This is a genomic window from Streptomyces caniferus (genome assembly GCF_009811555.1).
Lineage (GTDB): Bacteria > Actinomycetota > Actinomycetes > Streptomycetales > Streptomycetaceae > Streptomyces > Streptomyces caniferus.
This window is the reverse complement of sequence record NZ_BLIN01000002.1, coordinates 1520107-1545065: the sequence shown is the minus strand read 5'-3', so window position 1 is coordinate 1545065 and position 24959 is coordinate 1520107. Positions and strand designations below refer to the sequence as shown.

Sequence of the window (24959 nt, the reverse complement as noted above, 5' to 3'; positions counted from 1 at the left end):
GTCAGGAAGACCCCGCCGCACACCGGGACGTCACGGCTTCGTCAGTGCTTGCCGCCCTGCGCCTCGAGGCGCTTGTACGAGGCCTCGATCTCGGCCTCGGCCTCGGTGCGGCCGACCCAGTTGGCGCCCTCGACGGACTTGCCGGGCTCCAGGTCCTTGTAGACCTCGAAGAAGTGCTGGATCTCCAGGCGGTCGAACTCCGACACGTGGTGGATGTCCCGCAGGTGCTCCACACGCGGGTCGGACGCCGGCACGCACAGCAGCTTGTCGTCGCCGCCGGCCTCGTCCGTCATCCGGAACATGCCGATGGCGCGGCACTTGATGAGGCAGCCGGGGAAGGTCGGCTCATCCAGGATGACCAGGGCGTCCAGCGGGTCGCCGTCCTCGCCCAGGGTGTTCTCGACAAAGCCGTAGTCGGCCGGGTAGCTGGTCGAGGTGAAGAGTCGACGGTCCAGGCGGATCCGACCGGTCTCGTGGTCCACCTCGTACTTGTTCCGCGAACCCTTCGGGATCTCGATGGTGACGTCGAACTCCACGGGTGGCTCCTCCATGATCAACACATACGTCTGGTGATTAAGTGTCCCCCACGCAGGTGTGTGGTGGCGAAAGGGGCTGGTCCGAAGTGCCGGAGACCGGAAAGTGGCAGGTCAGATGGCAGTCGGCGGAACGGTCCGCGCGGGCGGCGACGCGCGCGGCGGTCCGGTCGGCGCAGACGGCGCTCGAGGGGGCGCGCAGTGCGGTCGATGCCGCGCGGCAGGCCTGGCAGGCCGCACCGCGCCATACCCAGCAGACCTGGCGGCTGACGGCGGTCTCCGCAGCCACCGGCCTGGCGGTCGCGCTCGCCGCTGTGGCGGCGGCCGGGCCGTGGGACTCGGGTCAGCGTACGGCCGAGCGCACGGAGGCGGGCTCGATGGACGGTGCCAGTGGTGAGCATCACGCCACCGACCCCGGCCCGGCCCCCAGCGCCCCGCCCGTACTGCCCGCGCTCGGCGCTGCCGCGCCCGGTTCCGCGGGCCGGGGCGCGGCCCCGGTGCCCACCGACGCCGGGCTGGCCGACGCCCTCGCCCCGCTCCTGAAGGACCCCGCGCTCGGCCCGCTGCGCACCGCCTCCGTCCTGGATGTCGCCGCGGGCCGCGAGGTCTTCGGCGAGAGCCAGGGCAAGGCCGCCACCCCCGCCTCCACCGTCAAGCTCGCCACCGCCGTCGCCGCGCTCTCCGCGCTCGGCCCCGACCACCGCATCGACACCACCGTCGTCATGGGCGGCAAGAACCGCATCGTCCTGGTCGGCGGCGGCGACCCCACCCTCACCGCCCGCGCCCCACAGCCCGGCGCCGAGGAACAGCCCGCGAACCTGCGCACCCTCGCCGACGCCACCGCCCGCGCCCTCAAGAAGCGCCACCTCACCAAGGTCGGCCTGGGCTACGACACCAGCGCGTACGCGGGCCCCGCCGAGCACCCCATCGGCCCGAACGAGAACATCGCCCCCGTCGCCGCCCTGATGACCGACGAGGCGCGCCTCGACGACTCCGATCACGGCACCGCCCCCCGCGACACCGACCCGGCCCGCGCCGCGGCCCGCACCTTCGCCGGGCTGCTCCACGAGCGCGGCATCACCGTCGACGGCGGGCCCGCCGGCGCCAAGGCCCCCAAGAAGCCCGAACGGATCGCCACCGTCCGCTCCCTGCCGCTCTCCGCGCTCGTCGAGCGGATGCTGACCTACAGCGACAACGACATCGCCGAGGCCCTGGCCCGCCAGACCGCCCTCGCGGCCCGGCAGCCGGCCAGCTTCGCCGGCGCCGGAAAGGCCGTACACGCCGCCCTCGCACGGCAGCACCTGCCCCTGACCGGCGCCGTGTTCGAGGACGGCAGCGGCCTGGACCGCGACGACAAGGTCACCGCCGCGCTGCTCTCCCACCTCCTGCTGCAGGCCTCGTCGCCCGACCTGCCCGCCCTGCGCCCCGTCGTCACCGGCCTCCCGGTCGCCGCCTTCACCGGCACCCTCAGCAACCGCTACCGGGGCCAGAGCGCCGGAGCCGGCGCCGTACGCGCCAAGACCGGCACCCTCACCGGCGTGAACACCCTGGCCGGCACGGTCGTCGACGCCGACGGCCGCCTCCTCGTCTTCTCCTTCATGACCACCGGCACCACCGACCCCCAGGGCGCCCAGAACGCCCTCGACAAACTCGCCTCAGCAGTGGCCAACTGCGGCTGCCGCTGAGCCCCCACCGGCCTCCCCCCAACTCCCCCACGGGAGGTGACGGGCCGGAGGGGCAGGGGTGTGGGACGTAAAGCGAAGCAGTCCCACACCCCTGCCCCGCAGGCCCGTCACCGCACCCACGGCCCCGCGCAGCGGACCCCGCCCGCCGCCAGGCGCAACGGCGAGCAACAACAACGGCGAGAAAGCCGACAACGTGGGCCAGAGCCAAGCGCAGCGGACCCCGCCCGCCGCCAGGCGCAACGGCGAGCAACAACAACGGCGAGAAAGCCGACAACGTGGGCCAGAGCCAAGCGCAGCGGACCCCGCCCGCCGCCAGGCGCAACGGCGAGCAACAACAACGGCGAGAAACCCGAAAAACGCAGGCAAAGCCAAATTCGTGGTCGGCTACCCCCTGGCGGACCGCCCACGTACGGTGAACTCATGACGAGCATCGGTGGAACCGAGATGGTCGACTGGAATCTCGCGGTCGCGACCGCGACCCGGTTCGTTCGGCCGGGCCCAGAGGTGAGCCGGGACGAGGCGCGCGCGATCGTCGCCGAGCTGCGCAAGCACGCCAAGTCCTCCGAGGCACACGTCCGTGCCTTCACGCGGATGGCACAGTCCGACGCGACGGGCGACGAGCCGCACGACACGCCGGTCCTCGTCGTGGACCGGCCCGGCTGGATCAAGGCGAACGTCGCCGGCTTCCGGGCCGTGCTCAAGCCGCTGCTGGCCAAGATGGAGGACCGCCGCTCGACGGTCCCCGGCGGCGCGGTCCTCGGCGCGGTGGGCGGCAAGGTCACCGGCGTGGAGCTGGGCATGCTGCTGTCGTTCCTGGCCTCGCGGGTCCTGGGCCAGTACGAGACCTTCGCACCGGCCTCCCGGGACCTGCCGGCCGCGGCACAGGGCGGGCGGCTGCTGCTCGTCGCGCCGAACATCGTGCACGTCGAGCGCGAGCTCGAGGTGGAACCGCACGACTTCCGGCTGTGGGTGTGCCTCCATGAGGAGACCCACCGCACCCAGTTCACCGCCGTCCCGTGGCTGCGGGACCACATCGAGGGCGAGATCCAGGCGTTCCTCGGTGAGACGGACATCGACCCGGGCGCCCTCCTGGAGCGGCTGCGCGAGGCCGCCCAGTCGCTGGCCGGCGCCAAGCCCGAGGGCGAGGAGGGCGACGAGGACGGCGGCCGCTCCCTCGTCGACCTCGTCCAGACGCCCGCCCAGCGCGAGATCCTCGGCCGGCTGACCGCGGTGATGTCCCTGCTGGAGGGCCACGCCGACTACGTGATGGACGGCGTGGGACCCGACGTCGTGCCGTCCGTCGCCGAGATCCGCGAGAAGTTCCAGAAGCGCCGGGCCAGTGGGGCCGGGCGGCTGGACCAGGCGCTGCGCAAGCTGCTCGGCCTGGACGCCAAGCTGCGGCAGTACCGCGACGGCGAGCGGTTCGTCAGCGCGGTCGTCGAGGAGGTCGGCATGGACGGCTTCAACCGCGTGTGGACCTCGCCGAACACCCTCCCGACCAAACAGGAGATCGCCAAACCGGCGGACTGGATCGCGCGGGTGCACCGCAAAGCGGACGGGGCACCGTAAGCGAACGGCGTGAGCTGGGCACGCCGGGTGGCAGTAGCGCGCCCCTTCAATCACCCGTCTGAGGGACCGTTACGGATGGATAGGCGTGCAATGCTCGGGGAACCGCTCGCCTCTGTCACCATCTAGGCACTCTGTGTGACGAAGATTGCCCTCACCGGCTCGAGGCTCCCCAGCTGAACGATTGGAAACGGACATGGGTCCCCATCCAGCGGTCGCCGCGATACGCCTGGCGGTCCGCCGCGTACTCCACGACGTCCTCACCCATCACTGCGCGCAGGACCGGCACGAGCCCCCGCTCGTGCTCGTCGCCTGCTCCGGCGGCGCCGATTCGATGGCGCTCGCCTCCGCTCTCGCCTTCGAGGCCCCCAAGCTCGGCGTCCGCGCCGGGGGCGTCACCATCGACCACGGCCTCCAGGAGGGCTCGGACCTCCGCGCCGCCGAGGTCGCCCTGCGGCTGCGGGCCCTGCGGCTGGACCCCGTCGAGGTCGTCGCCGTCCGAGTGGGCCGCGAGGGCGGGCCGGAAGCCGCCGCCCGTGACGCCCGCTACGCCGCTCTGGACGCCACCGCCGAGCGCCACGGCGCCGCCGCCGTCCTCCTCGGCCACACCCGCGACGATCAGGCGGAAACGGTGCTGCTCGGTCTCGCCCGCGGCTCCGGGACCCGTTCGCTCTCCGGGATGGCCGCGACCAGCGGCACGGGCGGCCGCTACCGCCGGCCCTTCCTCGACGTGGACCGCCAGACCGCCCGCAAGGCCTGCCTGATCCAGGCGCTGCCCGTCTGGGACGACCCGCACAACGCCGACCCCGCCTACACCCGCTCACGGCTCCGCCACGAAGGCCTGCCCGCACTGGAGAAAGCGCTCGGCAAGGGCGTCGTCGAGGCCCTGGCCCGTACCGCCCAGCTCTCCCGCGACGACGCCGACGCCCTGGACGCCTGGGCCGCCGACGCGGAGGGCACGGTCCTCGACGACACCGGCACCCTCGACATCGCCGCCCTGTTCGCCCTGCCCCCCGCCGTACGCCGCCGGGTGCTGCGCCGGGCCGTCATCGGCGCCGGGTCACCGGCCGGTTCGCTCTTCGCCCGCCACATCGAGGAAGTCGACCGGCTGATCACGGCCTGGCGGGGCCAGGGGGCCATCAACCTCCCCGGGCGAGTGGGTGTGCGACGGCAGGGTGGCAGACTGGTGATTCGGCAGGGCTGAGCCGCAGACGCTGCCCCGCATCCGAAGTCTCACGACTGACGCGAACACCGAACAGAGCGAGAGTGGCACGGGTGGACGACAAGGACATGGGTTCCGACCTTCAGTCGGTACTCATCAGCAAGGAAGAGATCGACGCCAAGCTGGCTGAGCTGGCGGCGAAGATCGACGCGGAGTACGCGGGCAAGGACCTGCTCATCGTCGGCGTCCTCAAGGGCGCCGTGATGGTCATGGCGGACCTGGCGCGCGCGCTGTCCACCCCCGTCACGATGGACTGGATGGCCGTGTCGTCGTACGGCGCGGGCACCCAGTCCTCCGGCGTGGTCCGCATCCTCAAGGACCTCGACACCGACATCAAGGGCAAGCACGTCCTGATCGTCGAGGACATCATCGACTCCGGTCTGACGCTGTCGTGGCTGCTGTCGAACCTCGGCTCGCGCGAGCCGGCCTCGCTGGAGGTCTGCACGCTCCTGCGCAAGCCGGACGCGGCGAAGGTCGCCATCGAGGTGAAGTGGATCGGCTTCGACATTCCCAACGAATTCGTGGTCGGTTACGGCCTCGATTTCGCGGAGAAGTACCGCAACCTGCCGTTCGTCGGTACTCTCGCGCCGCACGTCTACGGCGGCTGAGGGCGCTCCCCGTGCCCGTCCGGCCGACGTGGCCGGACGCGGCCCGGAACGGCTGCCGTGGGACGGCGGGAACCCTTCGGGGCCGCCCGCCGTTGGAGCAGGGAGAACGGAATCCTCGGCTTCGTGTTCACCGTCGGCGCAGGCGCCGGGTGACAATGCTGGGGTACCGTCCGAAGGCAGTTCTTTTTCGGGCCAGTAATACACCGTACGCACGACCAGCCCTCCCCAGGGCGTTGTGCCTCACTGTGGCAGGAGGGACGGGGCCTCAAACGGCTCCGTATGGATGGACGTGAAGCGATACTTCCGTGGGCCGGTCATGTGGATCGTGCTGGCCGTCCTCGCCGTGGTCGTGTTGATGCAGGTCGTCGGCTCGTCCGGCGGCTACAAGACGGTGGACACCGGTCAGGTCGTCAAGGCGATCGCTGACAACAAGGTGAAGTCCGCCGAGCTGACGACCGGTGACGAGAACAAGATCAAGATCGAGTTGTCGGGCTCCAACAAGATTGAGGGCTCCAACAAGATCCAGGCGAGCTACATCGGCGACCAGGGCGTCGATCTGGCCAAGAACCTGCAGGCCAAATACCAGACGGGCGACATCAAGGACGGCTACACCGTCTCGCCGTCGAAGCAGAACCCGTTCGTCTCCATGCTGATCTCGCTGGTCCCGTTCGTGGCCATCGTGGTGATCTTCCTGTTCCTGATGAACCAGGCGCAGGGCGGCGGCTCCCGGGTGATGAACTTCGGCAAGTCGAAGGCCAAGCTGATCACCAAGGACACCCCCAAGACGACGTTCTCGGACGTCGCGGGGTCGGACGAGGCGGTCGAGGAGCTCCACGAGATCAAGGAGTTCCTCCAGGAACCGGCGAAGTTCCAGGCCGTCGGTGCCAAGATCCCCAAGGGCGTGCTGCTGTACGGCCCGCCCGGAACGGGCAAGACCCTGCTCGCGCGCGCCGTCGCCGGCGAGGCGGGCGTCCCGTTCTACTCGATCTCCGGCTCCGACTTCGTCGAGATGTTCGTCGGTGTCGGTGCCTCCCGAGTCCGTGACCTCTTCGAGCAGGCCAAGGCGAACGCCCCGGCGATCGTCTTCGTCGACGAGATCGACGCCGTCGGCCGGCACCGCGGTGCGGGCCTGGGCGGTGGCCACGACGAGCGCGAGCAGACCCTCAACCAGCTCCTGGTCGAGATGGACGGCTTCGACGTCAAGGGCGGCGTGATCCTGATCGCCGCCACGAACCGTCCGGACATCCTCGACCCGGCGCTGCTGCGCCCCGGCCGGTTCGACCGGCAGATCGCCGTCGACCGTCCGGACCTGCAGGGCCGTCTGGAGATCCTCAAGGTCCATCAGAAGGGCAAGCCGGTCGCCCCGGACGTCGACCTCTCGGCCGTCGCCAAGCGCACCCCCGGCTTCACCGGTGCCGATCTGTCGAACGTCCTCAACGAGGCCGCGCTGCTGACGGCCCGGAGCGACGAGAAGCTGATCAACAACCACTTCCTGGACGAGGCGATCGACCGCGTTGTGGCCGGTCCGCAGAAGCGGACCCGGATCATGTCCGAGAAGGAGAAGAAGATCACCGCGTACCACGAGGGCGGACACGCCCTGGTCGCGGCGGCCTCCCCGAACTCCGACCCGGTCCACAAGATCACGATCCTGTCCCGCGGCCGGGCCCTGGGCTACACCATGGTCCTGCCCGACGAGGACAAGTACTCCACGACCCGCAACGAGATGCTCGACCAGCTGGCGTACATGCTGGGCGGCCGCGCGGCCGAGGAGCTGGTCTTCCACGACCCGACCACGGGCGCGGCGAACGACATCGAGAAGGCCACCGCCACGGCCCGCGCGATGGTCACGCAGTACGGCATGACCGAGCGGCTCGGCGCGATCAAGTTCGGCACCGACAACTCCGAGCCCTTCCTGGGCCGTGAGATGGGTCACCAGCGCGACTACTCGGAAGAGGTCGCCGCGCTGGTCGATGAGGAAGTCAAGAGGCTCATCGAGACCGCGCACAACGAGGCGTGGGAGATCCTGGTCGAGAACCGCGATGTGCTGGACAACCTGGTGCTGACGCTTCTGGAGAAGGAGACCCTCAACAAGGAGGAGATCGCCGAACTCTTCAAGCACGTGGTCAAGCGCCCGGCCCGCCCGGCGTGGACCGGCTCCTCGCGCCGTACGCCCTCCAGCCGCCCGCCGGTGCTCTCGCCGCGTGAGCTGGCCCCGGCCAACGGCTCGGTGACCACGACGGCCATCGTCTCCACGGAAAAGGCGGAAGCCCCCGAGGAGCAGCGCCCCGAGAGCTGATCCCGAGGCCTTCGGGCCCCGGAATAAATGCCGCGCCCCCCAGGTTTAGCCTGGGGGGCGCGGCATTTTCGCGATTCCACCGCGATTTCGAGCGGGCGCAGAAGGAACGAGGCACCACATGACCGACCCTGTGACGCTGGCCGTCGACGGCAAGATCGGCACATTCGACGAGAAGCGCGCGGAGAACGCCGTCCGCGAGCTGCTCATCGCGGTGGGAGAGGATCCGGACCGCGAAGGACTGCTGGAGACGCCGGCCCGGGTGGCGCGGGCGTACAAGGAGATCTTCGCCGGGCTGTGGCAGAAGCCGGAGGACGTGCTCACCACGACCTTCGACCTCGGCCATGACGAAATGGTGCTGGTCAAGGACATCGAGCTGGTCTCCAGCTGCGAGCACCACCTCGTCCCCTTCGTCGGGGTGGCGCACGTCGGCTACATCCCGTCCGCCGACGGCAAGATCACCGGCCTGTCCAAGCTGGCCCGGCTGGTCGATGTGTACGCCCGGCGTCCGCAGGTCCAGGAGCGCCTGACCACGCAGATCGCGGACTCGCTGATGGAGATCCTGGAGCCGCGCGGCGTGATCGTCGTCATCGAGTGCGAGCACATGTGCATGACGATGCGTGGGGTGCGCAAGCCGGGAGCCAAGACGACGACGTCGGCCGTGCGCGGCCAGCTGCGTGACGCGGCCACGCGCGCCGAGGCGATGAGCCTGATACTCGCCCGCTGAGGCGCGCGGCCCGGCACGCCGACGGCCGGGCCCCCGGACGCTGCCGAGGGACCCGGCCGCGGGCCTGGCCGTTACGGGACGGGCACCCGCCCGTCAGGCTTTCAGGTGGTTGCCCAGCCATTCCAGGGCGGCCGGGATCTCGCGGCGCCAGGTGTTGAAGTTGTGGCCGCCGCTGTCGAGGATGATCGACGAGATCCGGCTCGGGGACTTCGTCTGCTGGATGAAGCGCAGCGTCTGGTGGTAATTGCCCTCGCCCTGCTTGCTGCTGGTGACCAGCAGGTTCACGTCGGGGGCGGGCAGGTGCCGCTGACGCCACAGCAGGTTGTTCTCGCGCTGCAGCTGCGGGTTGCCGCCGAAGAGGTCACCGGTCGTGGCGTCGAGGGGGGCCTTGTAGGCGCCGGAGAGGGCGACGGCGGAGGAGTACGCGTCGGGGTGGCGCATGGCCATCTTCAGCGCGCAGTAGCCGCCGGTGGAGTCGCCGATGACACCCCAGCTCCTGGCCTCGCGCCCTATTCGGTAGTGACCGGCGATATCCGCGCGCAGGTCCTTGGTGAAGAAGGTCTCGGTCTGCGGGCCGTTCGGTATGTCCACGCACTCGGTGTCGCGCGGCGGTGCCACGGTCGGACGCATCATCACCAGGACGGTCGGCTGCATCTTGTGCTTCTTGAGCAGTTCGTGCTGGGTCTGCGGGAAATGCAGCTTTTTGTAGAGGGCCTCGGCGGTGCCGGGGTAACCGGTGAGCACCAGGGCCGCCGGGAATTGCCGCTTCGCGTATTTCTTCTGGAAGTACTGCGGGGGCAGATAGACGAACGCGGGGCTGGCGATCTGGGAGTTTTCGCCGCGGATCACCACCTTGTCGATCCGGCCGCCGACCGCCGGGCGCGACCCGTTCTGGACGCTGACCCGCTCGGTGCCCAGCATCTGCAGCTTCGTGCCGTTCGGCCCGGTCTGGTAGTTGGTGACCACGCCCGGTTCCTGCTCCTGGCCGAAGAGGTCGGCCCAGGAGGCGTAGAAGCCGAAGGAATTGTTGGCGTAGAGGCCGATCACCGCGAAGAGGGAAAGCTGGGTCGCCACCAGGAGTCCGACCCGGCCGAGAACGGCACGCCAGTTCCCCTTGGAGAGGCGGGGCCAGAGCCAAACGGTGAGGACGAACAGTGCCACCGCAACGAGGACGGCAAGAAGCAGCACTTTCTTACTGGTGAGACCCATGTGGTGCTTTCTTCCGGGCGGCCGGGCCATCCGTACCGCTAGTGGAACCCCGAGCCCTGAAACGCCGTCATACAGGGCGCAAAAAGTCCAGATGCTGCGACAAGGCTCGCACGTTCTCTCGACCGGGGCGACGGGAAAGTGATGTCTGACAGGCTAGATGGCGAAAAGTCGGAGAAGGTTGCGTGGCGAACGCCACGCTGGCTCCGCGGCCCGCGGCCCGAAGCGGTGCCGAGGTGCGTCGGCACGGCCGGCGTGATCGTCGGCCTGTTGAACCTGGCCGCGGGGGTGTTCCCGCGGTTCCGGCACAGCCGGGTGCACGCCCTCGCCGAGGTGCTGCCCGGCGCAGTGAGCCCCCTGGCCGCCGCCGCGTCCATCGTCGTCGGCATCCTGCTGCTCCTTTTGGCCCATGGGCTCAAGCGGCGCAAGCGGCGGGCCTGGGGCGCGGCCGTGGCGCTGCTCCCGGTGGGGACCGCCGCCCAGCTGGTCTACCGTCACTCCGTTTTCGGTGCGGTGCTCTCGCTGGGCCTCCTGGCGTTCCTGGTATGGCACCGCAAGGAGTTCGCGGCGCTGCCCGACCCGCGCAGCCGCTGGAAGGCGGTGGCCAACCTCGTCGTCCTCGGCGGCGCCAGCTTCGCCATCGGCATGGTCGTCGTCAGCTCCCACCCCCACAAGATCGTCGGCTCGCCCTCCGTATGGGACCGCGTCCGGCACGTCCTGTGGGGCCTGTTCGGCTTCGAGGGCCCGATCGGCTACACCCACCAGGTGGACTACACCGTCGGCTACTCCCTCGGCGCGCTCGGCCTGCTGACGGTGGCCACCACCGCCTACCTCGCCTTCCGCCCCGAGCACCCGGCGGCCCGGCTGACCGACGACGACGAGCGGCAGCTGCGCGAACTGCTCGCCCGGCACGGCGCCCGCGACTCGCTCGGCTACTTCGCGCTGCGCCGCGACAAGGGCGCGGTCTTCTCGCCGACCGGCAAGGCCGCGGTCTGCTATCGCGTGATCTCCGGGGTGATGCTCGCCAGCGGCGACCCGATAGGCGACGTCGAGGCCTGGCCGGGCGCCATCGAGCGCTTCATGGAAGAGGCCAAGGCGCACTCCTGGACCCCGGCGGTCACCGGCTGCAGCGAGACCGGCGGCCAGGTGTGGACCCGCGAGACCGGTATGGACGCGCTGGAGCTCGGCGACGAGGCGATCGTGGACGTGGCCGACTTCACCCTCAGCGGCCGCGCGATGCGCAACGTACGGCAGATGGTCAAGCGCATCGAGCGCAACGGCTACGAGACCCGGGTGCGGCGGGTGCGCGACCTGGAGCCGGCCGAGCTGGCGCAGATCCAGAAGGCCGCGAACGCCTGGCGGGACACCGACACCGAGCGCGGTTTCTCCATGGCGCTGGGCCGGATCGATGCGGTGGCCGACGGCGACGCGGTGATCGCCACCGCTCATCTGCCCGCGGGCGAGGGCGAGGAGCCCGGCCCGTACGGGGACCTGAAGGCCATGCAGCACTTCGTGCCGTGGGGCGACGACGGGATCTCCCTGGAGCTGATGCGCCGCGACCGCAGCGCCGACCCCGGGATGAACGAGCTGCTGATCGTGGCCGCGCTGCAGGCGGCGCCGGACCTCAAGATCAAGCAGGTGTCGCTGAACTTCGCGGTCTTCCGCTCCTCCCTGGAGCGCGGCGAGAAGCTCGGCGCGGGGCCGGTCATCCGGGTCTGGCGGGCCATGCTGATCTTCCTGTCCCGCTGGTACCAGATCGAGTCGCTCTACAAGTTCAACGACAAGTTCCGGCCCCGTTGGGAGCCCCGCTTCGTGGTCTTCCGCAACAGCCGTGACATCCCGCGGATCGGCCTGGCGGCGCTGCAGGCCGAGGGCTATCTGGAGCTGAGCCTGCCGCGCGTGCTGCGGCGGCGGAAGACCGCCGAGCCGCGGCCGTGCGTGCATGTGCCGGAGCCGGTCAGGGTGGCGGACGCGGTCGAGCGGGCGGCCTGAGCGGCCGCCGGGCCGCGGCGCCCGGAGGGGCCGTCGCCCCGCCCGGGAAAGGCGCCGGCGCCGGGGCGGTCCCCGCAGCCGACGGCCGCAATCCGGCCGGTCGGCACACGGCCTACGCTGGTGCCATGAGTACCTTGCGTGGCCGGGTGGCCGGACTGCCGGACTGGGACCGCTGCGCGGTGATGGGCGTCGTCAATGTGACGCCCGATTCGTTCTCCGACGGCGGCGACTGGTTCGACACCGAACTCGCCGTCAAACACGGTCTGGACCTGGTGGCGCAGGGCGCCGACATGGTGGACGTGGGCGGCGAGTCGACCCGGCCGGGCGCGGCGCGGGTGGACGAGGCCGAGGAGCTGCGCCGGGTCGTCCCGGTCGTCCGGGAGCTCGCCGCGGCCGGTGTCGTGGTCTCCGTCGACACCATGCGCGCCTCGGTCGCCGAACAGGCCGTGGAGGCCGGGGCATGCCTGGTCAACGACGTCAGCGGGGGCGCCGCCGACCCGGCGATGGTGTCCGTGGTGGCCGCCCACCATGTGCCGTTCGTGGTGATGCACTGGCGTGGCCAGTCCATCGACATGAACAACCGCGCCGTCTACGGGGACGTGGTCGCGGAGGTCGTCGACGAACTCGGGCGGAGCGTGGAGCGCGCGGTGGCCGGCGGGATCGACCCGGACCGGATCGTCGTCGACCCCGGCCTGGGCTTCGCCAAGAACGCGGAGCACGATCTCGCGCTGGTCGCCCGGCTCGCGCGGCTGCGGGTGCTGGGCCGTCCGTTGCTGGTGGCGGCATCGAGGAAACGGTTCCTGGGCAGGGTGCTGGCAGGCGACGGACAAGCCGCCCCACCGCCGGCCAGGGAACGGGACGCCGCGACGGCGGCGGTGTCGGCGATCGTGGCGCGAGAGGGGGCCTGGGCGGTGCGGGTGCACGAGGTCAGGGCGAGCGCGGACGCGGTACGGGTGGCCCGTGCCGTGGAGGGCGCGGCAGCGGCCGGCAGCGGCGGTACGGCCGGTACGGGTCGGATGAGCGATACGACGGGAACGGTGTGAGCGGCTTGGGCCCACAGACGGACATCGAGCTGGTCGAGCAGGCGAACACCACCCTGTACGAGACCATCGAGCGCGGCGATCACGAGGCGCTGTCCGAGCTGTGGCTGGACGGCCAGGTGAGTGTGGTCCACCCCGGGTGGCCGGTGCTGCGCGGGCGCGGCGAGGTGCTGCGCTCGTACGCCCTGATCATGGCGAACACCGAGTACATCCAGTTCTTCCTCACGGATGTGGAGATCGACGTCGTCGGCGACACCGCGCTGGTGACCTGCACGGAGAACATCCTCAGCGGCGGGCCCGCGGAGGACGACGGCTCGGTGGGGCCGCTGATCGGCCAGCTGGTCGTGGCGACCAACGTCTTCCGGCGCACGGAGGACGGCTGGCGGGTGTGGTCGCACCACGGCTCGCCGGTGCTCGCGGACCGCGACGACGACGAGGACGACGGAGCCGACGAGGCCGGGGGAGCCGGCGAGGGCGACGAGGACACGCTCTGAGCCCGCTGCCAGGGGCGTAGCGCCCCTGCGGGGCGGTCCGGGTGCGGGCGGGGTGTGAGCCTTGCCATGCCGCCCGCCCTTGCGTCCGGGGCGTTGGCGGTGCGCCGTCAGCGGTGGGGGTCAGCCATCCGGGCGAGGGCGCACCCGTTCGAGCCAAGTGCGGTACGGGTAGGGGTGGGGCGTGGGCAGGGGGGTAAGAGGCCGCGCGGACGATCTCCCGGTTTGCCGGACGCTGCCGAGGGGCGGCTTCTAGCAGGAGGACGGGGTCTTGTCCATAGCCCCCGTAGGCGAGGACTGTCGTTCCTCGAAGGTAGATTCGACGGCGGGGCAGTGTTGCCGGATCGCTCCGGCGGCTGCCCGGAATCCGACGAACAGTGGCGCCGTAGGCGCCGTGGACCAGTGGGAGTGATTCGCGTGGATCGTGTCGCGCTGCGTGGGCTGAAGGCCCGAGGCCACCACGGGGTGTTTCCCCGGGAGCGCGAGGAAGGCCAGACCTTCATCGTCGACCTGGTGCTCGGCCTGGACACCCGCCCGGCAGCGGCCTCCGACGATCTCGCGAAGACCGTGCACTACGGCGTTGTGGCCGAGGAGGTGGTGGCCGTCGTCCAGGGCGAGCCCGTCGACCTCATCGAGACCCTGGCGGAGCGCATCGCCGGCCAGTGCCTCAAGCACGAGGGCGTGCAGGAAGTGGAGGTGGTGGTGCACAAGCCGGACGCGCCCATCACCGTCCCCTTCGATGACGTGACCATCACCATCACTCGGAGCCGAGTATGAATTCCGCCCGTCAGCCGACCGCCACCCCTGATGGAGCCGCGGTGCGGCGCCCCCAGCCCGGTGACCCGACCGTACAGCCGGTGCCCGCCTCCGTCGTGGAGCAGGTGGACGCCGCCGATGTGACGCTCTCCAACCCCAAACGCGCCGTGATCTCGCTCGGCAGCAACCTCGGCAACCGCCTGGAGACGCTGCAGGGTGCCGTCGACGCGCTGGAGGACACCCCCGGACTGCGGGTCAAGGCGGTCTCCCCGGTCTACGAGACCGAGCCGTGGGGCGTGGCCCCCGGTTCGCAGCCGACGTACTTCAACGCCGTGGTGCTGATCAAGACGACGCTGCCGCCGGCCTCCCTCCTGGAGCGCGGGCACGCCATCGAGGAGGCCTTCGAGCGGGTCCGCGACGAGCAGTGGGGCCCGCGCACGATCGACGTCGACATCGTCGCGTACCAGGACGTGCTCTCCGACGACCCGCGGCTGACGCTGCCGCACCCGAGGGCCCATGAGCGGGCGTTCGTGCTCGCGCCGTGGTACGACATCGAGCCGGAGGCCGAGGTTCCGGGGCACGGTGCGGTGGCCGCGCTGCTGTCCTCGATCGGCCGCGACGGGGTGGCGCCGCGCTCGGACCTGGAACTGCGACTGCCCGAGTAGTCGTTAGGGTTGCGGGTCGGTTCCCCGCGGGAGGCATCCGTACGGGACGGACAAGGCGGCCATCACGGCAGAAAAGGTCGGCACGGCAGGCATGGGCAGGACGGCGCGAGGGGCGATCGCTCGGTGAAGCAGCTACACATCAAGGTGCTGGTCGGGCTGTTTCTGGCGGCCGGGGTGCTGGCCTGGGGAGGCGCCCGGCTGTGGGACTCCCTCGGCACCCTCCCCAGCGTGCCGGTGGCCGCGCCGGTCGTGCTGGCGCTGATCGCCGCGGTGCTCGCCGCCACCGCGTTCTCCTTCAGGGCGCGGCTGCGCGCGCAGCGCGAGCGCCGTCCGGACGCCCGGGGCGTCGATCCGCTGGTGGCCGCCCGCGCGGTGGTCTTCGGCCAGGCGAGTGCGCTGGTGGCGTCGCTGGCCGCGGGGCTGTACGGCGGTGTCGGCGTCTTCTTGCTGACCACCGGCCTCGATGTCGCACCGCGCCGGGACCAGACGATCTACGCCGGTCTGTCGGTGGTCGCCGGGGCGGCGGTGGTCGTCGCAGCGATCTTCCTGGAGCGGGTGTGCAAGCTGCCGGAGGACGGCGGCAACGGAAACGGCGGGGCCGACGCGACGGTGTGAGGCCGGTCCGCGCCCCTGAGCGGGCCGGGGCGCCGCCGTCCGGGCCCGCGCCGCGCCGGGGCGGCCTCCGGGGTCAGGCGCCGCTTACCGGGGCCGTGACGCCGGCGGGCCTGCCGCCCGGGTCCGGGACCGTATCGAGCGCCACCTGCGCGCGCGGGACCCTCGCGGCGTCCGCCGTAGTGGAGCGGCGCAGGGCGGTGTGCAGCCGGGCGGGGGTGAGGACGCCCAGGTAGCGGTCGCCCTCCTGGACCGCGATCCAGCCCGCGTCGTGCTGCAGCAGCGTGCTGAGCGCCTGCTTGAGCGGCGCGCCGAGCGGCAGGTGGGCGTCCATCGGGCGGGCGTGGGCGCGGACGGTGGCGCCCTGGGGGGAGAGCGCGGCGCGCTCTTCGCCGGCGGTCCCGATGGGTGTCTGAGGGGCTTCCGCAGCCCAGGGTGCTCGTGACGCTTCCGCGGCCTGCGGGGCTTCCGGTGCCTGCGGTGTCCCTGCCGTCCGCGGTGTCTTAGCGGCGCCCGTGAGTGCTGAGGCCGGGACCCAGCCGTACAGCGATCCGTCGGAGTCCAGGACGACGGCCCAGGCGGCGCCGTCGGCGGCGAGCCGCTCGGCGGCGCGGGCCGCCGGGTCGTCGAGGCGGACGACCGGGGGCTGTTCGAGGTCGCCGGGCTCGACGGGCGTGACGGAGAGTCTCTTCAGGCCCCGGTCCGCGCCGACGAACGCGGCGGCGTACGGCGTCGCCGGGGCGCCCAGTACCGTCGCGGGGGTGTCGAACTGCTCGATGCGGCCCGCCCCGTAGACGGCGATGCGGTCGCCGAGCCGGACCGCCTCCTCGATGTCGTGGGTGACGAAGAGGACCGTCTTGCGGAGCGTGGACTGCAGCCGCAGGAACTCGTTCTGGAGATGCTCGCGCACCACCGGGTCCACCGCGCCGAACGGCTCGTCCATCAGCAGGACGGGAGGGTCGGCGGCGAGCGCGCGGGCCACCCCGACGCGCTGGCGCTGGCCGCCGGAGAGCTGGTCGGGGTAGCGGTCCCCGTACGTCGACGGGTCCAGGCCGACCAGGTCGAGGAGCTCGGCGGCGCGCGCCCTGGCCTGCTTGCGGGGCCGGCCGAGGAGGTGCGGGACGGTGGCGGTGTTGTCCAGGACCGTCTTGTGGGGGAACAGACCGACCTGCTGGATGACATAGCCGATACGGCGCCGCAGCTGGACGGGGTCGAGGGCCGATATGTCCGCGCCGTCGAGGAGGATGCGGCCGCTGGTGGGCTCGATGAGCCGGTTGACCATCTTCATCGTCGTGGTCTTGCCGCAGCCCGACGGCCCGACGAGCGTGACGAGTTCGCCCTCGGCGACCTCGAAGGTGAGGTCGTCCACGGCCGTCGTGCCGTCGGGGTAGCTCTTGGTGACGTGCTCGAAGCGGATCATGCTCTCCCCCAGGTGTGGACGGCCCATTGTGAACGGGCGGTCGTGAACGCGGTGTTGCGCCTGGATGGCGATGCGGGCCGATGAGCTGCGGGACCGGTCCGATTGTCAGTGGCGGGGTTTAGGGTCGCAGACGGTCATCGAAAAGGTGAGCGAACGGGGCGGGGGAGGTGACGAGCCATGAGCGGCGGTGCCGCCGGGCCGGGCTGCCTGGAGAGAAACGACTGGATCTGCGGTGAGTATCTGCGCACCCGCAGCCAGGAATTGCTGGACGCGACGGTCCAGCACCTCGGCATCACGGCCGTGTCGGTGCTGATCGGCCTGCTGATCGCCTTCCCGCTGGCGCTGGTGGCCCGACGGTGGCGTTGCGCCGCCGGACCGGTCCTGGGGCTGACGACGGTGCTCTACACGGTCCCTTCGCTGGCGATGTTCGCGCTGCTGACACCCGTCTTCGGAGTCTCGGCGGCCGTGGTCGTGACGGGCCTGGTGCTGTATTCGCTGACGATCCTGGTGCGCAACATCCTCGCCGGTCTGCAGGCGGTGCCCGCCGAGGTGCGGGAGGCCGCCCGGGGGATGGGGTACGGCCCGGCGCGCATGCTCTACGAAGTCGAACTCCCGCTCGCGCTGCCCGCGCTGGTGGCCGGACTGCGTATCGCCACGGTCTCGACGGTGGCGATGACGACCATCGGCTCCGTCGTCGGCTACGGCGGACTCGGCAACCTCATAGCCAGCGGTATGGAGGGCTTCTTCAAGGCGGAGGTGCTGACGGCCTCGGTGCTGTGCGTGCTGCTGGCACTGCTTGCCGATCTGCTGCTCATGGGCCTGCAGCGGCTGCTGACGCCCTGGACGAGGGCGCGGACGGGGGCGCGGGCCCGTGTGCGGCGCGGCGCCCGTGCGGCGAAGGCGGTGGCCTGACGATGGGGGCGATCGCGGGTGCCTGGCAGTGGCTGACGACGGCCGCCAACTGGGCCGGGGAGAAAGGGGTGTGGCACCGCCTGGCCGAGCATGTCTGGCTCAGCGCGCTGTGCCTGGCCCTGTCCTGTCTGATAGCCCTGCCGGTGGCGCTCTGGCTGGGGCACCTCGGCAAGGGCGGCGCGCTGGCGGTCAATCTGGCCAACGTGGGGCGCGCGATACCGACGTTCGCGGTCCTGGTGCTGCTGACGCTCAGTCCGCTGGGGACCCACGGCGACTGGCCGACGATCATCGCGCTGGTGCTGTTCGCGGTGCCGCCGCTGCTGACCAACGCCTATCTGGGGATGCGGGAGGCGGACCGCGATGTGGTCGAGGCCGCGCGCGGGATGGGGATGTCGGGGCCGCAGGTCCTGCTGCGGGTCGAGATACCGCTCGCCTATCCGCTGATCATGACGGGCCTGCGCTCGGCCACGGTCCAGGTGGTGGCGACCGCGACCCTGGCCGCGCTGGCCGGCGGCGGGGGCCTGGGCCGGATCATCACCGCGGGCTTCGGCAACTACGACACCGCGCAGGTGGTCGCCGGCGCCCTGCTGGTGGCCGTGCTCGCCCTGACCGTGGAGGGCGTCCTCGTCCTGGCGGAGCGCTTCCTCGACCCGATGCGGGGGCGGCGGCGCGCGACGCGTACGGGCTCGCGCGGGGCGTCGGACACGTCCCGGGGCGCGGGGCCGGGGGCGAGCCGGGCGGCACCGGCCTCGGCAACCGCTCCGTAGGCGTCGCCGCATGGTGCGCCGATCCCGCTCGGCCCGGCCCCGCGCCCGACGCGACAGACCTGATCCGAAACGGACTGAATGGTGGCATTCATGAGCAGCAAGTCACGTGTGGCGCGCACCGCGGTGGCCGCGGGCGCAGTGATCACACTGGCGGCCGGCCTGGCCGCGTGCGGTGGCCAGAGCCTGGAGGAGAAGGGCGGCGGCAACGGCAAGGGCGCGGGCAGGGACGAGATCGTCATCGGCTCGGCCGGTTTCACCGAGTCGAAGGTGCTAGCCGAGATCTATTCCAAGGTCCTGACCGACGCCGGTTACCGCACGCGGGTGCAGACCCTGGCCAATCGCGAGCTGTATGAACCGGCCCTGGAGAAGGGCCAGATCGATGTCGTCCCGGAATACGCCTCGACCCTCGCCGAATTCCTCAACGCGAAGAAGAACGGCACCAAGGCGAAGCCCGTCGCCTCCAGTGACATCGGCAAGACGGTGACGGCCCTGAAGAAGCTCGCCGGGCCGCGCGGGCTCAAGGTGCTGGCGGCAGGCGGGGCGACGGACCAGAACGCGTTCGCCGTCACCAGGAAATTCGCCGCGGAGCACAGCCTGAAGTCCCTCTCCGACCTCGGCGCATCGAAGCAGAAGATCAAAATCGCGGCGGGCGAGGAGTGCGAGACCCGGGTGTTCTGCAAGCCGGGCCTGGAGAAGACGTACGGCATCGACATCACGGCGCTGGACCCCAAGGGCGTCGGGACCCCGCAGGCCAAGCAGGCGGTCAAGGACGGCACCGACCAACTGGTGCTCACCACCACCACGGACGCCACGCTCGGCAACTTCGGACTGGTGCTTCTCAAGGACGACAAGAAGCTCCAGAACGCCGACAATGTGCTGCCGGTGGTGAATGCCGAGAGCGCCGGTGACATGGAGATCGAGACCGCCCTCGGGAAGCTCACCCGGACGCTAACCACCGAAGACCTGATCAACGTGAACCGCAAGGTCGATGCCGAGCGACTCAAACCCGCGGATGTCGCCCAGGCTTATGTGGAGTCCAAGGGTCTGGTCAAGAAGTAACCAGCGGGAAACGGATTGGTGTGCGGGGCCCCATAGGTCCCGCACGCACGGTAAGTTTCTGGCCATGCCACGAGGACGCCACCGCCATTCACCACCCCTCCACCGGCTGCTTCCTCCCGTGACGGTCGCCGGTGCGTCAATAGCCTGCGCTGCGGGCGCGTGGTTTGTCGGCGACGATCTGGTGCAACGGGTGCTCGCCGCGGGTGCGGCGGCCGCCGCCCTCACCGGCGCCGTCCTTCTGCGGACCTGGGACCGTACGGCCGGCCGACGGGTCGCCGAACTCGACCGCGCCCGGGTGCGCGACGAGTGGCGCACCGAGGAGCGGATAGCCGAACTCGAAACGGACGTGGAGGAATCCCGCGAGCTCCGCGCCGCCCTGGAAGCCAAACTCCGCTCCAAGCGCGCCGAATTGGCCCGGCTGCGCAGCGAACACGCCGCGCTGCTCCGCCGGTACGCCACCGCGGAGACCGAACGGGCCAGCGCCCTGGAGGGCCGCCGGCTGCTCGCCATCGAGGCCGCCACCCCGGCCAAGGCGCTGCCGGCCGCCGCCGGCCTTCCCCGGGCCCTCCACTTCGTCCGGGCGGGGGAGACCGCCGCCCCGGCCCGCCGCGAGCCCGCCGCGCCGCACCAGGACGGCCCGGCCCCGTCCACCGCGACCTACGCCGAAGCCGACCGGGCCCTGCGCCAACTGGCCCGCAACGCCGCCCGGCAGCGCACCGCCCGGAAGGCCGCTCGCACGCCGCGGGACGGCTCCGGCGCCGAGGGGTCCACCCGGTCCGCACCGGCCGCGGGCCGCGACGCCCGGGGCGGCAAGGACGGTGAGGACAGCCGGGGGAACCCGTCGGCGGCCGCCGCACAGCGCACGGGCGAGGCAGCTGCCCGTACGGCAGCCGCCGCCGGACCCGCGCTCCGCCCGGTCCCGGCCACCGCCGCCGCCCTCGCCCCGTCCCGCCCCGCCGCATCCCGCGCGCTGGGCGGCTTCGACTTCTTCGGCAACGCCACCGCCTCCGGCCCCCGGGAGCTGACCGCGCCGCTGGAGGACGACCTGGCGGATGTCGTCGGCGACGAGGCCCTCGCCGAACAGTCGGCCCGTGCGCGGGCGCGTACGGCCCGTGCGGCCCGTTCGGACGCCCGCCCGCAGCCGCGCGCGGAGAAGGCCGAGGCCGAGGCGGAGGCCGACGGCGCGCACATCCGCGGAGAAGAGACGGATCGCGAGCGCGCGAGCAGTGAGCAGGGGGACGGCGAGCGCGCGGGCGGCGGACACCCGGACGGTGACCACCCGGCCGGTGAACGCGCGGACGAGGCGCAGTCCGTCGGCGAGACGACCGCGGGTACCGGCGAGGTCATCGACCTGACCGCGCACGACGAGACCGATCAGTTCGAGGTCGGGGCGCTGCGCAGCGCCATCTCCTGACCCACGGCTGACCGCTGAGCCGACAGCAGCCCGGCCCCGGAGCTTTTATCGCCTCCGGGGCCGGGCTGTCTTTGTTCGTCGGGCGGCTTCCGGGCCGGAGGTACCCGCCCGTCCACAGGGTGTGGACGATGATCCGCGCCGGGCCAGGGGACGCCGCGCGCCCGCTTGCCCGCGCCCCGGCCTACTTGTCGATGTCCCCGACGACGAAGAACAGCGAGCCGAGAATGGCGACCATGTCGGCGACCAGCGTGCCCGGCAGCAGCTCCACCAGCGCCTGGATGTTGTTGAACGACGCCGAGCGCAGCTTGAGGCGGTAGGGCGTCTTGTCGCCCTTGGAGACGAGGTAGTAGCCGTTGATGCCGAGCGGGTTCTCGGTCCACGCGTACGTCGTGCCCTCCGGAGCCTTCAGCACCTTCGGCAGCCGCTGATTGATCGGCCCCGGCGGCAGCTCCGCGATCCGGTCCATACAGGCATCCGCGAGATCGAGCGCATTGTGGCTCTGCTCCAGCAGGCACTCGAAGCGCGCCAGACAGTCGCCCTCCTCGCGGGTGACGACCTTGAGCGTGGACTGCAGCTCCCCGTACGCCAGATACGGCTCGTCGCGCCGCAGATCGAAGTCCACGCCGGAGGCCCGGGCGATCGGCCCGGAGACGCCGTACCCGTGCACCGTCTCCGGCGCGAGCACACCGACCCCGCGGGTACGGCCGCGGAAGATCTCGTTGCCCAGCACCAGGTTGTCGAAGACGTCCATCCGGGAACGCACCTCGGCGACGGCGTGCCGCGCCCGGCCGAGCCAGCCCGCCGGCAGGTCCTCCTTGAGGCCGCCGACGCGGTTGAACATGTAGTGCATCCGGCCGCCGGAGATCTCCTCCATGACGGTCTGGAGCTCCTCCCGCTCACGGAAGGCGTGGAAGACGGGCGTGATGCCGCCGAGCTCCAGGGGGTACGAGCCGAGGAACATCAGATGGTTCAGCACCCGGTTCAGCTCGGCGAGCAGCGTCCGCATCCACACGGCGCGCTCCGGCACCTCCATGCCCAGCATCCGCTCGACGGCCAGCACCACGCCCAGCTCGTTGGAGAACGCCGACAGCCAGTCGTGCCGGTTGGCGAGCATGATGATCTGGCGGTAGTCACGCGCCTCGAAGAGCTTCTCGGCGCCACGGTGCATATAGCCGATCACCGGCTCGGCGTGCTGGATGCGCTCGCCGTCCAGGACGAGGCGCAGCCGCAGCACGCCGTGCGTCGAGGGATGCTGCGGGCCGATGTTCAGCACCATGTCGGTGCTCTCCGCCGCGCCGCCGATGCCGACCGTCGTCTCCGTCATGGGAACAGTCTTGCAGCATGCCCGCGCGGCAGCCGCCCTGGCCCTCAGCCGGCGTCCACCGCCCTGAGCAGGCCCGCACAGGCCTCGCCCACCGGCTCCAGCAGCCATCCGAAGCCGCCGAGGCCCGCCGGATCGGTCAGCTCCGCCGCCGCCCCGGCCCCGCTCAGGGCCCGTACGTACCCGGAAGGGTCGGTGACGGCCAGGGCGAGCGGCGGACGCCGGCCGTCCACCCCCAGGGCGCGCAGCGCCGCGCGCTGGGTCAGCCGCCGCGCCGACGGCCCGGCGCAGGCGTCCAGCGCCACATGCGCCGTGATGTCGCAGCTCCCGTCCGGCACCGGAGCCACCTCGCGGCCGTCGCGGAAGCCGGTGAGCGTCCCGAAGAGCGGCCGGTCGCCCCGCTCGTGCGCATAGTCGGCGGTGACGGCGAGCCCCGCGCGCAGCGTCCGGACGGCCTCCGCCCAGGCCTCGTCCCGGGGCCGGCCGATCTCGGCGCGCAGGCCGGGGGTGGTGGGGGCGGGGGCTCCGAGGGCATCGGCATCCGGTGCCTGGCCTCGGGTGGCACCGGCGTCCTGGGCCGTGCCCTTGGCGGCATCGGCGTCCAGGGCAGGCCCGGCGGCCGCGTCCCCGGCCCCCGAGGTCGCCCACCACCGGCTGAGCCACTCCGCGTCCGCACCGTCCACCGGCTCGCCCAGCCGCTCCGTGCCGTCGGCGCGCACCAGGACCCGGCGTGCCACCCCGTCCGCATCCGTCTCGACGACGTCCACCGGCACATTGTCGAGCCACTCGTTCGCGAACAGCAGGCCCGTGACCGACCCCGGGGCGGGCAGCTCGCCCCGCCACTCGATCCGCGCATCGAGGCCCGGGGGGCGCGCGGCGCGCTCGACCGCGCACGGGCGCAGCCGCGCGGCCACCTCGTCGGGCAGCGCGGCCAGCACACCGGTCAGCAGCTCGCCGCGCCCCGCGCCCACATCGACCAGCGCCAGCTCGTCCGGACGGCCCAGAGCGGTGTCCACACGGCACAGGAGGGTGGCGACGGCGCCGGCGTACAGGGGAGAGACGTGCACGGAGGTACGGAAGTGGCCGGCCGGACCGGGGCCCCCGGGGCGCGTGTAGAAGCCGTCGTCCGGGCCGTACAGCGCCCGTTCCGTGGCCTCGCGCCACCCGCACCACTCGTTCGTCACCTGCCCCACGGTACGGGCGGTCACCGCCCCGCGCGGACGGGGGCACTACGCAGGCCGTCCCCCGTTCCGACACATTTGGCGCATGGGGTCTCCACCTTGGGGAGTAGGCCCGGCGTACAGGATCGCTCCTCCGGTTGACTCGTACACGTATTCACCGTGCCTACGCTGGGTTACGTGCAGCGCCTCTATGACTTCCTCCGCAGGCATCCGACGGGAGTGGACACCTTCTGGGCCGTCCTCCTGCTCGGAGTCGGCAGCGTGTCGGTGGTGAGCCAAGGCGGAGGCCTCTCGAAGATCCTCGTCGCGATCTTCACGGTCGGCCTGTGCCTCGTCGTCGCGCTGCGCCGCAAGAGCCCCGTGAAAATGCTGCTGCTGACGGCGGCCATCGGCGTCGGCCAACTGATCTGGGGCATCCCGACCCTGCCCGCGGACTTCGCGATGTTCGTGATCACCTACACCGTCGCGTCCGCACCCGCCGTCCCCCGCTGGGCCTCCCGCTGCGCCCTCGCCGGTGCCCTGTTCGGCCCCGCCCTCTCCGCCGTGCGCTTCACGGACGCCTTCGGCAGACAATCGGTCCAGCAGAACCTGTTCTTCACCGTGCTGCTCACCGTGCCCTTCGTCCTGGCCTGGGTGCTCGGCGACTCCATGCGCACCCGCCGCGCGTACTGGGCGCAACTGGAGGAGAAGGCCGCCCGGCTGGAGAAGGAGCGCGAGACGCAGTCCCGGATCGCGGTCGCGGCCGAACGCGCCCGGATCGCCCGGGAACTGCACGACGTCGTCGCCCACAACGTGTCGGTGATGGTCGTCCAGGCCGACGGCGCCGCATACGTCCTCGACGCCGCGCCCGAGCAGACCCGCCAGGCGCTGGAGACGATCTCCGGCACCGGACGCCAGGCGCTGGCCGAGATGCGCCGGCTCCTGGGCGTGCTGCGCACCGGCGAACAGCCCGAGGGCGGCGAATACGTCCCCCAGCCGGGCGTGGACCAGCTCGGCGACCTCATGGACCAGGTACGCGGCGCCGGACTGCCGGTCGACTTCCAGGTGGAGGGCGAGCCGCGGGACCTGCCCAGCAGCGTCGAACTCACCGCGTACCGCATCGTCCAGGAAGCGCTCACCAACACCCGCAAACACGGCGGCCCCGCCGTCGGCGCGACCGTCCGCCTCTCCTACAAGGGCGACGATCTCGATCTCCTCATCGAGGACGACGGACGAGGCGCCCAGCGCGAGCTCTACGAGGAGGGCGGGGAGGACGGCCTCGGCCACGGCCTGATCGGCATGCGCGAGCGGGTCGGCATGGTCGGCGGCACCCTGGCCGCCGGACCACGGCCGGGGGGCGGCTTCCGGGTCAGCGCCGTCCTGCCGCTCAAACCGGAGCGGTGAGCGGCGCGACCGGGCGGGTGCGCGGTGCACGCCGGCCCGCGCGCCGCACGACCGGACCGGTGCGCGGCGCGCCGGGCCCGGCGCCGCGGCCGGCCGGCCCGGCGGC

At 71.7% G+C, this 24959-nt stretch carries 22 protein-coding genes; 17 read left to right on the top strand and 5 right to left on the bottom strand.

From position 1 onward, the window contains the following. Positions 1-41 precede the first annotated feature (41 nt). Positions 42-536, bottom strand: coding sequence for an inorganic diphosphatase (locus Scani_RS08675; RefSeq protein ID WP_030077125.1), 495 nt, complete (start codon positions 534-536; stop codon positions 42-44). An 86-nt stretch (positions 537-622) separates the two neighbouring features. Here Scani_RS08675 and dacB point away from each other — a divergent pair, with 86 nt between their 5' ends. From dacB to folE, 6 genes are all read left to right on the top strand, one after another. Further along, on the top strand, positions 623-2218 hold the full coding sequence (dacB, locus tag Scani_RS08670) for a D-alanyl-D-alanine carboxypeptidase/D-alanyl-D-alanine endopeptidase (protein ID WP_159471570.1): 1596 nt from the start codon (positions 623-625) through the stop codon (positions 2216-2218). A 420-nt stretch (positions 2219-2638) separates the two neighbouring features. Then, entirely contained in the window at positions 2639-3787 is a 1149-nt protein-coding gene (locus Scani_RS08665) for an Rv3626c family coenzyme F420 biosynthesis-associated protein (protein WP_159471568.1), read from the top strand. A gap of 193 nt (positions 3788-3980) precedes the next feature. After that, the gene (gene tilS, locus Scani_RS08660; RefSeq protein WP_159471566.1) at positions 3981-4988 is read left to right on the top strand and encodes a tRNA lysidine(34) synthetase TilS; all 1008 of its coding nucleotides are present in this window, start codon (positions 3981-3983) and stop codon (positions 4986-4988) included. 86 nt (positions 4989-5074) lie between these two features. Beyond that, positions 5075-5614: a hypoxanthine phosphoribosyltransferase gene (hpt, locus tag Scani_RS08655; RefSeq protein WP_159471925.1), complete on the top strand. Its 540-nt coding sequence runs from the start codon at positions 5075-5077 to the stop codon at positions 5612-5614. A 283-nt stretch (positions 5615-5897) separates the two neighbouring features. Next, entirely contained in the window at positions 5898-7910 is a 2013-nt protein-coding gene (ftsH, locus tag Scani_RS08650; protein WP_159471564.1) for an ATP-dependent zinc metalloprotease FtsH, read from the top strand. Between the two features lie 118 nt (positions 7911-8028). Continuing rightward, positions 8029-8634 (top strand): GTP cyclohydrolase I FolE, encoded by a 606-nt coding sequence (gene folE / locus Scani_RS08645; RefSeq protein ID WP_159471562.1) that lies wholly within the window; start codon positions 8029-8031, stop codon positions 8632-8634. A 93-nt stretch (positions 8635-8727) separates the two neighbouring features. Here folE and Scani_RS08640 read toward each other — a convergent pair whose 3' ends face one another. Continuing rightward, positions 8728-9843: an alpha/beta hydrolase gene (locus Scani_RS08640; protein ID WP_159471560.1), complete on the bottom strand. Its 1116-nt coding sequence runs from the start codon at positions 9841-9843 to the stop codon at positions 8728-8730. A 141-nt stretch (positions 9844-9984) separates the two neighbouring features. On the opposite strand from Scani_RS08640, the gene Scani_RS08635 reads away from it, so the two are divergent. From Scani_RS08635 to Scani_RS08610, 6 genes are all read left to right on the top strand, one after another. Next, a complete protein-coding gene (locus tag Scani_RS08635; protein WP_159471558.1) occupies positions 9985-11832 on the top strand; it encodes a phosphatidylglycerol lysyltransferase domain-containing protein in 1848 nt (615 codons plus the stop codon). Between the two features lie 125 nt (positions 11833-11957). Beyond that, complete coding sequence (folP, locus tag Scani_RS08630; RefSeq protein ID WP_174872637.1) at positions 11958-12875, top strand: dihydropteroate synthase; 918 nt, start codon at positions 11958-11960, stop codon at positions 12873-12875. A gap of 5 nt (positions 12876-12880) precedes the next feature. Next, positions 12881-13366 carry a nuclear transport factor 2 family protein gene (locus Scani_RS08625; RefSeq protein WP_159471556.1) on the top strand — a complete coding sequence of 162 codons (486 nt, stop codon included), beginning with the start codon at positions 12881-12883 and terminating at the stop codon, positions 13364-13366. 414 nt (positions 13367-13780) lie between these two features. After that, positions 13781-14140, top strand: a complete 360-nt coding sequence (folB, locus tag Scani_RS08620) for a dihydroneopterin aldolase (protein ID WP_030077148.1) — start codon at positions 13781-13783, stop codon at positions 14138-14140. Further along, complete coding sequence (gene folK, locus Scani_RS08615; RefSeq protein WP_246295564.1) at positions 14137-14784, top strand: 2-amino-4-hydroxy-6-hydroxymethyldihydropteridine diphosphokinase; 648 nt, start codon at positions 14137-14139, stop codon at positions 14782-14784. The genes folB and folK overlap by 4 nt, the downstream gene beginning before the upstream one ends. 123 nt (positions 14785-14907) lie before the next feature. Beyond that, positions 14908-15399 carry a DUF3180 domain-containing protein gene (locus Scani_RS08610; RefSeq protein ID WP_159471554.1) on the top strand — a complete coding sequence of 164 codons (492 nt, stop codon included), beginning with the start codon at positions 14908-14910 and terminating at the stop codon, positions 15397-15399. 73 nt (positions 15400-15472) lie between these two features. Here the strand turns inward: Scani_RS08610 and Scani_RS08605 are convergent, their stop codons facing one another. Continuing rightward, on the bottom strand, positions 15473-16816 hold the full coding sequence (locus Scani_RS08605; RefSeq protein ID WP_159471552.1) for an ABC transporter ATP-binding protein: 1344 nt from the start codon (positions 16814-16816) through the stop codon (positions 15473-15475). Between the two features lie 177 nt (positions 16817-16993). On the opposite strand from Scani_RS08605, the gene Scani_RS08600 reads away from it, so the two are divergent. The 4 genes from Scani_RS08600 to Scani_RS08585 all read left to right on the top strand — a co-directional run bounded on the left by Scani_RS08600 (position 16994) and on the right by Scani_RS08585 (position 20968). Then, complete coding sequence (locus Scani_RS08600) at positions 16994-17728, top strand: ABC transporter permease (protein ID WP_159471550.1); 735 nt, start codon at positions 16994-16996, stop codon at positions 17726-17728. A gap of 2 nt (positions 17729-17730) precedes the next feature. Continuing rightward, positions 17731-18495, top strand: a complete 765-nt coding sequence (locus Scani_RS08595) for an ABC transporter permease (RefSeq protein WP_159471548.1) — start codon at positions 17731-17733, stop codon at positions 18493-18495. Positions 18496-18585: 90 nt separating this feature from the next. Next, positions 18586-19554 (top strand): ABC transporter substrate-binding protein, encoded by a 969-nt coding sequence (locus Scani_RS08590; protein ID WP_159471546.1) that lies wholly within the window; start codon positions 18586-18588, stop codon positions 19552-19554. Positions 19555-19618: 64 nt separating this feature from the next. Then, positions 19619-20968, top strand: coding sequence for a hypothetical protein (locus Scani_RS08585; RefSeq protein ID WP_167538042.1), 1350 nt, complete (start codon positions 19619-19621; stop codon positions 20966-20968). Positions 20969-21149: 181 nt separating this feature from the next. On the opposite strand, the gene Scani_RS08580 is transcribed toward Scani_RS08585, so the two are convergent. Both Scani_RS08580 and Scani_RS08575 read right to left on the bottom strand, forming a co-directional pair. Further along, positions 21150-22292, bottom strand: a complete 1143-nt coding sequence (locus tag Scani_RS08580; protein ID WP_159471545.1) for an NADH-quinone oxidoreductase subunit D — start codon at positions 22290-22292, stop codon at positions 21150-21152. A 44-nt stretch (positions 22293-22336) separates the two neighbouring features. Beyond that, on the bottom strand, positions 22337-23473 hold the full coding sequence (locus Scani_RS08575; RefSeq protein ID WP_159471543.1) for an SAM-dependent methyltransferase: 1137 nt from the start codon (positions 23471-23473) through the stop codon (positions 22337-22339). A 174-nt stretch (positions 23474-23647) separates the two neighbouring features. On the opposite strand from Scani_RS08575, the gene Scani_RS08570 reads away from it, so the two are divergent. Beyond that, positions 23648-24853, top strand: coding sequence for a sensor histidine kinase (locus tag Scani_RS08570; protein WP_159471541.1), 1206 nt, complete (start codon positions 23648-23650; stop codon positions 24851-24853). Positions 24854-24959 lie beyond the last annotated feature (106 nt).